Below are 12,400 nucleotides of genomic sequence, written 5' to 3'. Positions count from 1 at the left end.
AATCACTATATGATGTCACGCGATTATTAATCGAAGATTAAAGGAGACAATATGAGTTTTTTTATTAACGATGCTTTGGCTGCAGCGGGTAATACGGCAGCGCCTCAGGCAGATGGTACTTTTTCGCTCATTATGATCGCCGCTATTTTTGTATTGTTCTATTTTATGCTTATTAGACCTCAAAACAAAAGAGCAAAAGAACATCGTGAATTAATAAATCGTTTAAAGAAAGGGGACGAGATAATTACTTCTGGCGGGATATTAGCGAAAGTAATTAGTCTTGATGACCAATACATCAAGGTCAGTCTTGCAGAAGGCATTGAAATTAATTTACAAAGAGGCGCGGTAAGCACAGTTTTGCCCAAAGGCACTTTGAAATCGCTTTAAGATAGTCATAGGGACACGGAAATGCAGAATAGATATCCTCTATGGAAAAACCTGATGCTGATTATTATTGCAGTCGTCGGATTTATTTACGCCATACCCAATATGTATACAGAAAATCCTGTAGTGCAAATTTCATCTGAAGCTGCGGTGGATTACGATGTATTAAAAAACCAGGTAGAAAGTATCTTAAAAAAAGATAATCTTCCTTATAAATCAATTATCGTCCAGAGTGGGGGAGTAGAAGTTGTTTTCTCATCTACTGACTCGCAACTATTGGCTCGTGATAACATCAAAAATGCTTTGGGATCTCAGTATACTGTCGCGCTCAATTTAGCACCCTCTACACCACAATGGTTGGATTCCATTCGTGCTGCCCCAATGAAACAAGGACTCGATTTACGAGGCGGGGTACACTTTTTGTTAGAGGTGGATGTTGATAGTGTCATCAGTCGCCGTTACGAAGGGTTGATGAAAAACATTAGCCAGGAACTGCGTGAACTCGGAATTCGTTATACTGGCATTCGCTATATTGCAGAGAAAGGCGTTGATTTACGTTTTCGCGATAGTGAAACTACAGATAATGCTTATTTTGGTTTAAAGGAAAAAATTCCCAATCTGGTTTTTGTAAAAAATAAAAACGCCAATGAAATCATGATCTCCATTTCTCCTGTCGAATTGAACAGCATGCGTCAAAATACAATTGAACAAACCATGAGTATTTTGCGCAATCGGGTCAATGAGTTAGGCGTTGGTGAAGCTGTCGTGCAACAGCAAGGAGCAACGCGTGTTGCAGTTGATTTACCTGGAATCCAAGATGCAGCCCGTGCCAAACAAATTCTTGGTGGTACCGCTACGTTACAGTTCTATTTGGTGGATCAAGATAATGATGCGCAAATTGCAAAACAAACAGGAGCTATTCCCGTCAATGATAAATTATTGATGATGGAAGGGCGGCCCATTCTCTTGAAAAGGCAAGTTGTATTAAGCGGGGATTCCATTACCTCTGCGGTTTCAAGTTATGACCAGCAATCTGCAACCCCAGCAGTACAAATACAGCTTGGCGGGGGCGGAGAGAGTCTGTTTACCAAAGTAACCCGTGAAAATATTGGCAAACGTATGGCTATTGTCTATGTGGAAACAAAAAATTCCATCCAAACTATTAATGGTGTGGAAAAGAGAGTAACCCATAGAGAGGAGCGTGTGATTAGTGCCCCGGTTATTCAAAATGCTTTAGGGAATAATTTCCAAATCACTGGTCTTACTGACAGCAAGGAAGCAAGTAATTTAGCATTGCTTTTAAGAGCTGGAGCCTTGCCTGCTGCGATATACCCAATTGAAGAGCGCACAGTAGGCCCAACATTAGGTAAGGAAAATATCCGCAGAGGGATTATTTCATTAGAAGTGGGAATGGGTTTAATTCTAATCTTGATGCTGGTTTATTATCGTTTTTTTGGATTAATAGCCAATATCGCCTTATTGCTTAACCTGGTTCTACTTTGTGCTTTGTTGTCTCTCATTGATGCAACGCTCACGCTTCCTGGTATCGCCGGAATTGTGTTGACTGTGGGTATGGCCGTCGATGCCAACGTCCTTATCTATGAGCGTATCCGAGAAGAATTGCGTCATGGATTATCTCCCCAAGCCGCGATTTATGCAGGCTATGAGCGTGCCTTTGCAACAATTCTTGACGCAAACGTGACCACGTTAATCGTAGCTATCATTCTGTTTGCTGTGGGTACGGGACCGGTGCGTGGATTTGCAGTAACACTGTCTTTAGGGTTATTAACCTCTATGTTAACAGGCATCACTTACACCCGAGGGATTGTCAATTGGTATTATGGTGGTAGGACTGTTAAGAAATTATCTATTGGTATTTAAGGCGAGGTTTTGATGGAATTTTTTAATCCAAATTCAAGTGTAGACTTTATGGGGGCGCGTCGCTGGACAGCGATGTTCTCCATATTAATTTTTGTTCTTTCCATAGGCGCTTTAGCAATTCATGGTCTGAAGTGGGGACTGGATTTTACAGGTGGAACCCAAATAGAAGTGACTTATCCTTCTGCTGCTGACTTGCCTGCTATTAGAGAGAGCCTAAATAAAGCGGGGTTCAAAGAAGCTCAAGTTGTAAGCTATGGAACTTCTAAAGATGTGTTGATTAGTATCGCGCCCCGGGAAGATAAAGAACAGACCCGCTTGGTTGATCAAGTCATGAGCGCGCTTCCAGGTGCTGTAAAACAAAGAGTCGATTTTGTAGGTCCGCAGGTTGGACAAGAACTGGCGACAAAAGGGGCTCTTGCCGTTGTTGTTTCTTTACTTGCAACAATGATTTATATCGCCATGCGTTTTGAATACCGTTTGGCTGTTAGTTCTGCTGTAGCTTTAGTTCATGACCCTGTATTGATTCTAGGTGTGTTTGCTTTCTTTGGTATTGAATTTGATCTGAAAGCCCTTGCTGGTTTATTAGCCGTAATTGGCTATTCCTTAAATGACACGATCGTCGTTTTTGATAGGGTACGCGAAAATTTTGTGAAGATTCGTCGGGCAAGCTCCATTGAAATCATGAATATTTCAATAAACCAAACTCTATCTCGTACCATCATGACATCCATGTTGACCCTATTTGTTGTCGTTGCCTTATTTGTTTATGGAGGCGAAGCAATACATGGGTTTTCTCTGGCTTTGATTATTGGAATTATCATCGGAACGTATTCTTCCATCTATGTTGCCGGAGCATTAGCTGTAGCAATGGGGCTGGATAGAAAAGATTTTATGCCAAGCCAAAGGAAAGAAGTGGATAGCCTTCCCTAATCGCAGGCCGGGGGAAAAAGTTCAGCCAGGCTTTCTCTGCAGCTGCCCTATCTGATGTGAATTAGGGCAGCTGCCAGTAATATAAGAGAATTTATTTAAGTTAGTTTGTTGTTATTCTCATCATCATGCTCATTCGATTCAAGCAAGGAATGAACATCGGAAGTGAATGCTTTTTTGGTTGAAGAAGACCAGAGATTAAATTCGTTTACCGCTAAGTTCGTTTGCAATGGCTCCGCTTTATTCGGGATGAAAACTTGGCATAAATCCACAGGCTCCGCTAAAACAAGCGTGCCATCTTGAACTGAATCCAGAGCATATTCAAAATGGTGTATCCCACCATAGACCAATAAAATCTTTGTAACTCCGGTATTATCTGCAGCAGATTTCGAAAAAATAATCGCTTCTTTTTCACGTTGCATGCGAAATCTTTGTTCAATATTTGGAAGCGTTCGGTAATTACCATTTAATGCTCGAATCTCTTGTGCTAAGGTCTGTGATGTTTCTAAGGAAGCAGAAGGGTAAAGCACATCTATAAGGCCAAGATATAAGAGTAGGGGAGCCCCGTGTTTTTCCCTCAAGAGGTTTTTTTGCTCCGGTGATAGTTCATCAAATGATTTATTAAAGGTTCCTTTACTGAAATTGCGCCTGATCCTCTGTGTGGTTTCATTTTCAAGATCAATTTGCTCTGATGACCATAGTTCACTAAGTCCTTCATGGACTACGATATGTTCCGGATGGGTAAGAATATACTGAGCCACAGCAAACTGAGATGCAGCAATTTCTTCTTCACAATTTTCCGACTCAAACTGTTTGTTATTCTGTCCTGACAGTTGGTAGGTCCACCAATCCAGAGCAACAGGACTGTGCTGCATTTTTACGTGAGTGATAGTGATTTTTTTCGAAGAATCTGGGGAGACTACATTACCAGGCATTATTAAAAGTCCTAATTTCATATTAAGTAAAGTATAGCAAAAACGCCAACATACCTGGTTAATTCAAGCCCAGCTATAGAATCACTCCTAACCAGGCTTTGTTCTAATTAATAATACGTTGAACTAGACCAATGAAAAACTTCCTGAATTCTCTTCATCCTTCTGAGTTTCTTTCTTCTCCGATTCTTGTCGAATTTCAGTAGCCTCATGGAATTTTGTGCGTATTGATAATTGTTTCTTCAATTCATCTAGCACTTCAGGAGGAATTTGCATGGGTTTATCACTGCTTTTTATTTCTTCTCCTTCAATGCGGATTTCACCTTCCTCAGTAATTTCCAAAATTTTCCTGGTACATCCTTCTGGTAATGTATTTTCCGGTAGCAACTGAATGGGTATTCCCGCGATAATCGTCGCCCCATCTACAATCCGAATTCCGTCAATTCGAGCAAGCTCAGGTGTTTTACTGTAGTAATTGCCGATTAGAGAACAGATTGACCACAGTAGGTTGTAAGCCACATCAAAAGGAAGACCGACCCCAATACCAATACCTTGGCCTAGATAGCCTGCTGCTGTTCCTATGATATGCGCCAAACTGATGGTACAAAATGAAGTAAGAAGTTTCGTTGCAATTACAGGTGCAAACAGCGCAACACCTGTAGTACCTGCTGGACTAAAAATCAATAATGTACTGCCAACAAGTGCTGTCAGTTGCACCCTGGGGCTAATTGCACTTGTCGAGTTACTGACGCCTTCAGCTAAAACAACGCCCATTGTTGCACCGACATAGGCAAAAGTAGTGCCGAAGAAAGGTTGTGTGAGCGAGATTACAGGGAATTTTGAAAACTGATCTTTATCTTCTTTTTTGTGGCACATCTCTTTTAAAAAATCTGTAAATTCTTTCCATTCTTTCTCTGTAAAAGGCTTAATCCCATCTTTTACCAATGCTGCATTGGCATGCTCAAGAGCATGGGGTGTTTTAACCAGTCGATCTGCGGTGATATAGCAGGTTTCTTTGTCTTCATCATCCAGAAAATTTTCGGCCGTGATCCCAAAGTTATCTTCAATCATTCGATATAAGGCGGAATTCCGTTTTGAACTACCAATTTGATTTTGAATATACAAACTGGCAGCAAGCATGAATCGCACTGCAATAATGTAGGCTTGTTTTTGTGCAGGAGTTTTAATGTCCTCTTCATCCTGTAAATGAATTTTAAGCACTGCTTTAACTTTTTCAAGGAATGAAATTTGTTTGTTTCTACTGAGGACATCGGTCCCACCAAAAAAGATGGGTGTGCCTATCATTGAAGGTTTTGCATTCAAATCGACATGCTTTTCTGCTTGGTAATCTTTTCGTAAGGTGTCAAACTTTGAGATACGTCCAGGTGTAAGAATAAAGTGCATAATGTTCCCCCATCCATTGGCATTCTTTATAGGTATAATTCCTTTTGTATATTTTATCTTACTTCGTAATTGTATAAATGCAATCTTATTTGATTATTTTTTACTAAATTGATCCATTTTGGTTGATGTTTTTATAATATTTAATGAATAAGTTTTTGAAATGATGCATTTTTTTAAGATTGTGTTACTTTTAATAAAATATCTTGAGTTCTTGTATTTTCAAAGGGTGTGGGTAGTGAAACTTGGGTGATACGAAAATCAAACCTGGATTGTACCAAAAGTGTTCTCCCTAATTATCTTTTACTTCACTCAAGCTGTATTTTTTATAGGAAAAAAGGTGATTGAATTGATAAATGAGATAAAAAATGTCAGTTTCATGGAGAGGCTCAAACATATGTTTCTGCTTCTCCGTATGTTCCACTGGACTAAAGCTGTCTTTGTCATGTTGGGGTTTTGCTATACACCGACACCTGGATTCTTTATACCTGCTTTGTTGGCTTCCCTTGCTTTTTGCCTTATCTCCAGTGCGGTATACATTTACAACGACATTGAAGACAGAACGGAAGACAGCCTACATCCTCATAAACGCCATAGACCTTTAGCAAGCGGACGTGTGTCCTTATCCGAAGCAGTTTTTATGCTCTTTTTATTGCTTATTACCGGGCTGACTCTGGGTTGGTTTATTTCTAAGAAATTAGCAATCATTTTATGCATTTATTTGGTGATCAATATCGCTTATAACCATCTTTTTAAACTGATCCCCATTGTTGATGTGCTTTGTATCGCAGCAGGATTTTTATTGCGTGTCTTAGCAGGAACCCTGGGAATTGGATTACCCATTTCTTCCTGGTTAATTGTTGCGGCCACCTTATTAAGCCTTTTTATTGCTTTAAATAAACGCCGAATGGAAATGAGATTGGGACTGAAGCATGCGACACGCAAAGTATTAAAGAAATATAATCCTTTTGTTTTGCATTGGCTCATAGTCGTTATAGGTTTTGTCACCTTCATTACTTATATTTTTTACATTGTTTATGCCCGGGATGAATCCTTTTACTTCATGTTAACTGTTCCTTTTGCAGCAATTGCATTATGGCGTTTTGGCTGGCTTGCAAAACAAGATAACGAAAATGATGATCCTGTCATTGTCTTTTTAAGTGATAGATTGTCTCGTATTAATCTTTGGTGTTTTGTGGTGTTAACTTTTATGGCATTGGCTCAATGAAATCTGGTTTTAGGTGGTATGACAGCCTCCTAATTCTATTGTTCTTTTATTTATTGGTTCTCCAGATACAAGCCATTTGGTCGTTTACCATTGACGACATGTACATCTCTTTACGATATGCCAGGAATTGGGCTGCAGGTGAGGGGATAGTCTGGAATTTACATGCTCCGCGAGTGGAGGGCTATTCCAATTTTAGTTTTGTTGTATTAGGTTTAGTCACCATCCTTCTAAAAGGTAATCCTGTTCTCGTACTCAAATGGGCTGGATTATTGGGATTAATTCTTACTTGTTATTTCCTTTATTTAATTAGTCGATTCTGGCTTCCAAAACGTAAATCATTACTTCCTTGTATTGCGCTGTTATTTTATAAAGGTCAGATCATCTGGGCAACGAGCGGATTAGAAACTGCAGTTTATGAATCTTTAATCTGCGGATCCTTATATTTTTGTTTGAGGGGGATGGGCTACAATCTGTCACCTCGTTCACGTGGTCATTCCTTAAACGTCTATTTTGTTGCCTCTGGTATCTTCCTTACTTTAGCAGGTATGACCCGGCCAGAAGCGCCTGCAATCATGATGTTGTTTTTTATACTGATCTGTTGGGATAGACCAATAAAAGAAAGTCGACATTATTGGCAGGGAGTTGCGTTTTTTTGTTTCACCTTGATTTTATTTTATGGTCCTTACTTGATTTGGCGTTTGGCCTATTTCGGATTTTTATTTCCCAATTCAGTATATTGTAAAGGTCTGTTCCAATCTTATTCACTTTCTTTAGACATCCATTACCTCAAATTAATTTGGCCCTTGATTATTTTAGCCCTACCTGCGTTATGGAAAGCCAAAGACAAACGTCATAATTTTTTATGGGTACCGAGTGTCATTTATCTTATTCTTTTGATTGATTCTGATCCTGTTGTTGCATTTTATAATCGACTTTTTTTACCAGCTTTTACGCTACTTTTACCTTTAATGACGCAAGGTCTCTATATATTATTGCATTCGATAAGAAAAAAAGAAGATACTTTATTTGCATTGATGTTCAATATAAGTTTTTATCTCATCCTATTTATCTTTATTCCAGCAATGAGTTTGAAAGAGTATCGCTATTTCAGCCAAAATCCAATAAAAGGTGAGGAATTACGTGGTAGAGTGGTTGATTGGTTAAATCTTCATGCATCGAGTAAAGATTGGGTGGTCCTTGCCGACAGCGGCTTAATCCCTTATGCGAGCCCTTTAAATTTTATTGATTCATACTGTTTGAATAATTTGGAAATGGCGCATTACCCAGCAAAATATCGATACGAGCTATTTTGTAAAAACATCTTTAATCTACAGCCAGCCTTTATCATTTTAACTTCCCTTGTAGAAAAAGGATGGGCAGTATATACACCTAGTGATGTTTGTTTAAAACAAAAGATACATAAAAACAATCAATACCACTTAATTAAAACTTTTGTAACGGCACCATCTGATTCCAGTTATCATTACGAAATCTATGAGCGTTCATCGATTGTACCCCGGCAATGACACCAGCTTGGGGCATTAAAGGTTTACCTCTGTAATTCTTTTTTTAGGTGAGATAGATTCAAACATAGTGTACTATCTCATGATAAGTAAGATAAGTATAATGAGTGAAGGATCCTTAGTATGATACATAAAGTGTCAATATTTTTACAAAAAATGCATAAAAAATTACCAGTTTTGCTGTGTGATATTTCGGCAATTCCCATTGCTTGGTATGCAGCATACTGGTTGCGTTACAACATGCATCCTTTCCCCAAAATATTGACATCAACCCATTCTCTGATAGGTTTGACTTTAATCACAGTGATTCAGGTTTTCTGTTTTTTTTATTTCAGAACATACCGGGGATTGTGGCGCTTTTTCTCATTAAATGATGTGGTACGAATTATAAAAGCTACTATATCCGCCACAGTGTTGGGTATACCTGTTTTATATCTTGCTTCCATCTTGACTGGGCTTCCACGCTCGGTATTTCCTTTGTATTGCATGATCCTCATTACTCTGCTTTGTAGTTATAGATTGTTAAGAAGGATGTATTGGGATCATCAGGCCAGAGGATATCAATCGCCTAATATAAGAAGAGTATTGATCATTGGCGCCGGGATGGCTGGCGAAGGCCTGGTTCGTGATTTAAAACGTTCGAACCAGTATAAAACTGTGGGATTTATTGATGATAACCTGACAAAGAGGGGTTTAGAAGTCCATGGTATACCAGTTTTAGGAACGACGAACCAAATCCCTGAACGGGTGAAGGAATACAAAATTGATTTGATTTTCATTGCAATTCCTTCAGCAAGCTCTTCAGTAATGCGGCATATTGTCACCAGTTGCGAAGAAAGCAAAATTCCATTTAGGACACTTCCAAGTCTTAATGCTCTTGCTTCAGGGAGAGTAGAAGTGAATGCCTTAAGGCCAGTTAATATTGAAGATTTGCTGGGCAGGGATCAAATCAATTTGCAATGGGATCGGCTCACAGCAGGCATCGCTGGCAAAAGGGTATTGGTTACCGGGGGCGGCGGTTCAATTGGCTCAGAGTTATGCCGACAAATTTTAGCGCTTAGACCTAACAGTTTGGCAATTGTTGAAAACAGCGAATTTAATTTATATCAAATCGGACTCGAGTTAAAACAAAGTTTTCCAGAAATTCCACTGGAACTTAGATTAATAAGTGTGACCGACGAAGTGGCAATAAACCATCTTTTTACAGAATTTTTACCTGAAATTGTGTTTCATGCAGCTGCTTACAAACATGTTCCGCTATTGCAAAACCAAATCCGGATTGCGGTAATTAATAATGTCCTAGGAACTCAAACAGTTGCGAAGGCTAGTGTTGCAGTCAATGTCGAAAAATTTATTTTGATTTCCACAGATAAAGCGGTCAATCCTACCAATATTATGGGTACGACGAAGCGTGTGGCAGAAATCTATTGTCAGAACCTCAATGGAAGGGTGAAGACCCAATTCATTACGGTTCGCTTCGGAAATGTTTTAGGCTCAGCGGGAAGCGTCGTGCCTTTATTCCAAAAACAATTACAAAGTGGCGGGCCAATTAAAGTGACTCATCCTGAGATGCAACGGTATTTTATGACAATTCCAGAGGCATGCCAGCTGATTTTACAGGCAATGGTGAATGGACGAGGCGGTGAAATTTTTGTATTGGATATGGGCGAACCCGTTAAAATTACTTATTTGGCAGAACAAATGATACGTTTGGCTGGTAAAGAGCCTGGAAAAGACATTATGATTGAATACACCGGATTACGCCCAGGAGAAAAGTTGTTTGAAGAGCTGTTTCATGAATCCGAGCAATTGGCCTCTACAGAGCATGAAAAATTATTCAAAGCAAAATTTCGTGAACTCAATTGGGAAGATTTAATTCAAACGATGAGGTTGTTAAACACAGCCTGTGAAGACAATCAGGAAGATGAGTTATTTATTCTGCTGAAGAGTTTGGTACCAGAATTAAATACTGCGAATATGGCTATGGCCTAATAGTTTTTTAAATGATTAGGCTTCTTAAGTGAAAAGAGGTTTTTAAATGGTTTCTTACGACGATTTCGCAAAAGTGGATTTACGCTCAGGGACAGTGGTAAAAGTTGAAGAGTTTCCACGAACTAATAAACCTGCCTATAAAGTTTGGGTAGATTTTGGTAAAGATATAGGTATCTTACAAACATCAGCACAAGTGACGGTTCATTATACTCCTGAAAGTTTAGTTGGACGTTCTGTTGTAGGGTGTATTAATCTAGGTGAAAAAAACATTGCAGGGTTTGTTTCGCAATTTCTATTGGTTGGTTTCTCTGATGAGAATGGGGCTATTTGTTTGATAACCACCCAGCCTCCAGTACCCAATGGTCAAAAGCTGCATTAACCTCTATCCTAAAATTCTCTTATAAATAATTATCTGAATACTTATGAACCCAGGTTATGATTCATCACCTGGGTTATATGCAATTAAACCGGGGGGAATAGATCTTGAAACTTAACCCGGGTTTTCACATGCAGGACTTTTTTCCTATTTTTGGATAAGTCAAAAAGCTTGTAAATGATGATAGGAACAATGAAACTTACCATGCCTATGTAAAAAGCAAGTTTATAAGTAGGATCTTTATTTAATACCAGGAAAAACAAGGCAATACACATCAGGATAATTGCAAGAATTCCAGTGTAAGGCGAGTAGGGGGTCACATAGCGAAGATTCGCTGTAGTATAGCCTGCCTGGTATAACCGATTTCTAAAGCGGATTTGTGCGGTACATAAAGATATCCAGGCAAGAGAGCCTGTAAATCCAGAGACTAGAAGCAGGGCAATATAAAGCTGAGTTTGCCCAAAAAAGTAGCCTACTCCAAGCAAAATCCATATGAAAATCAAAGTAGCAATCACTGCATTTTGGGGTACCGAATTATGGTTGAACTTTGCAAAAGTATGCGGCGCCATTCCATCCCGCGCTAAAGCGTTTAAGGCGCGAACTGTCCCATAAAATCCGGAGTTGGCGCAAGATAATGTCGCGCTTAAAGTCACGAAACTGGTTACTGCGCCTGCCCACTTTAAATTGTAGAAATTTAATGCATCTGCAAATACGGAGTTAGACAAACCCGCTTTTTGCCAAGGAAAAATGAGTACCAGGCAAAATACTGGAATGATGTAGATAAAAAGTATTCTCAGGGTGACATTGCGAATTGCATGAGGAATCATTCGCGCAGGATTTTCAGATTCTCCCGCGGCAAGACCAATAATCTCAGAGCCTTGGTAGTTCACCAGCAGAAGCACCATGGCAGTGAGTAAGGCCATAGTTCCATTGGGAAGAAGTCCTCCATCGCCTAAAATGTACCTGCTGCCAATGAAACCATGGGACTCTGGCCCCTGAATTAAGCCAAAGAATATTAAAACGGCTAAGATGACAAAACCTAATAGAGCCAAAATCTTAATTAAAGCCAGCCAAAATTCAATTTCACCAAATGTATCGACTTTGGCGAGGTTAATATAGGTAATCAGGAAACCAAAACAAACGGCCCAGACATAGCCATTTACTCCAGTGAACATCTCCATAATGATGCCCCCGGCAACGCATTCGGCGGGAATATAGGCAACCCAGCTGATCCAATAAGACCACCCGACGCCACAGGCCACAGAAGGGGATATGAAATCCGCTGTATAGGTGACAAAGGAGCCTGAAATAGGAATTGCTACAGCAAGTTCACCCATGCAGAGCATCGTGAGAAAAATAATCAATCCACCCAAGATATAAGCTAGAAAAACAGCTGGACCAACAAGATTGATCACCTCTCCTGTTCCTAAAAAGTAACCTGAGCCGATAATTCCCCCCAAGGCAATCAGTTGCACATGGCGGTCTTTCAATCTTCGACTATAACCACTGTCTTTAATGGGTTTATCTTTATCTGTCTTGCTCACGGGCTGTTTGTTTCTCACAGGTTGTCATATTTTTGGGTGACGCTATGTTATATTCATCTGCAATATTTTAAAACTATTCTGAATTAAAAAAGCAGAAATATTTTACCTATTTATACTAAATTTTTTTTTAAAGGAATATAAAAAATTCCAAAGCAACGTATTATAAAGGAATTTTTATCAGTTTGGACATAAATTCGCTAAATTAACAAAAA

The 12,400-nt window shown here is 39.3% G+C and carries 10 protein-coding genes; 7 read left to right on the top strand and 3 right to left on the bottom strand.

Features of this window, described 5'->3' with window-relative positions; translation table 11 throughout:
- Window positions 1-51 precede the first annotated feature (51 nt).
- The 3 genes from yajC to secF are packed head-to-tail and all read left to right on the top strand — an operon-like array spanning window position 52 to window position 3,195.
- Complete coding sequence (gene yajC / locus BU07_RS0115755; RefSeq protein ID WP_031567727.1) at window positions 52-387, top strand: preprotein translocase subunit YajC; 336 nt, start codon at window positions 52-54, stop codon at window positions 385-387.
- Window positions 388-408: 21 nt separating this feature from the next.
- The gene (secD, locus tag BU07_RS0115750; RefSeq protein WP_031567725.1) at window positions 409-2,265 is read left to right on the top strand and encodes a protein translocase subunit SecD; all 1,857 of its coding nucleotides are present in this window, start codon (window positions 409-411) and stop codon (window positions 2,263-2,265) included.
- A 12-nt stretch (window positions 2,266-2,277) separates the two neighbouring features.
- Complete coding sequence (gene secF / locus BU07_RS0115745) at window positions 2,278-3,195, top strand: protein translocase subunit SecF (RefSeq protein WP_031567724.1); 918 nt, start codon at window positions 2,278-2,280, stop codon at window positions 3,193-3,195.
- A gap of 95 nt (window positions 3,196-3,290) precedes the next feature.
- Here the strand turns inward: secF and BU07_RS0115740 are convergent, their stop codons facing one another.
- Together BU07_RS0115740 and BU07_RS0115735 are read right to left on the bottom strand one after the other, a co-directional pair.
- On the bottom strand, window positions 3,291-4,127 hold the full coding sequence (locus BU07_RS0115740) for a hypothetical protein (protein WP_031567722.1): 837 nt from the start codon (window positions 4,125-4,127) through the stop codon (window positions 3,291-3,293).
- A gap of 123 nt (window positions 4,128-4,250) precedes the next feature.
- A complete protein-coding gene (locus tag BU07_RS0115735) occupies window positions 4,251-5,528 on the bottom strand; it encodes a hypothetical protein (protein WP_031567721.1) in 1,278 nt (425 codons plus the stop codon).
- Window positions 5,529-5,865: 337 nt separating this feature from the next.
- On the opposite strand from BU07_RS0115735, the gene BU07_RS0115730 reads away from it, so the two are divergent.
- The 4 genes from BU07_RS0115730 to BU07_RS0115715 all read left to right on the top strand — a co-directional run bounded on the left by BU07_RS0115730 (window position 5,866) and on the right by BU07_RS0115715 (window position 10,647).
- Window positions 5,866-6,753, top strand: coding sequence for a decaprenyl-phosphate phosphoribosyltransferase (locus BU07_RS0115730; RefSeq protein ID WP_031567718.1), 888 nt, complete (start codon window positions 5,866-5,868; stop codon window positions 6,751-6,753).
- A complete protein-coding gene (locus BU07_RS0115725) occupies window positions 6,750-8,279 on the top strand; it encodes a protein LphB (protein ID WP_031567716.1) in 1,530 nt (509 codons plus the stop codon). Before BU07_RS0115730 ends, BU07_RS0115725 begins: the two co-directional genes overlap by 4 nt.
- Window positions 8,280-8,399: 120 nt before the next feature.
- A complete protein-coding gene (locus BU07_RS0115720; RefSeq protein WP_031567714.1) occupies window positions 8,400-10,268 on the top strand; it encodes a polysaccharide biosynthesis protein in 1,869 nt (622 codons plus the stop codon).
- 46 nt (window positions 10,269-10,314) lie between these two features.
- Entirely contained in the window at window positions 10,315-10,647 is a 333-nt protein-coding gene (locus BU07_RS0115715) for a tRNA-binding protein (protein WP_031567713.1), read from the top strand.
- 83 nt (window positions 10,648-10,730) lie between these two features.
- On the opposite strand, the gene BU07_RS0115710 is transcribed toward BU07_RS0115715, so the two are convergent.
- Window positions 10,731-12,206 carry an amino acid permease gene (locus tag BU07_RS0115710; protein ID WP_035899179.1) on the bottom strand — a complete coding sequence of 492 codons (1,476 nt, stop codon included), beginning with the start codon at window positions 12,204-12,206 and terminating at the stop codon, window positions 10,731-10,733.
- Window positions 12,207-12,400: the final 194 nt, after the last annotated feature.

The organism is Legionella wadsworthii DSM 21896 = ATCC 33877 (genome assembly GCF_000701265.1).
Classification (GTDB): Bacteria; Pseudomonadota; Gammaproteobacteria; order Legionellales; family Legionellaceae; genus Legionella; species Legionella wadsworthii.
Note: the sequence above shows the minus strand (reverse complement) of the source record. Positions and strands in the feature narration are given on the sequence as shown.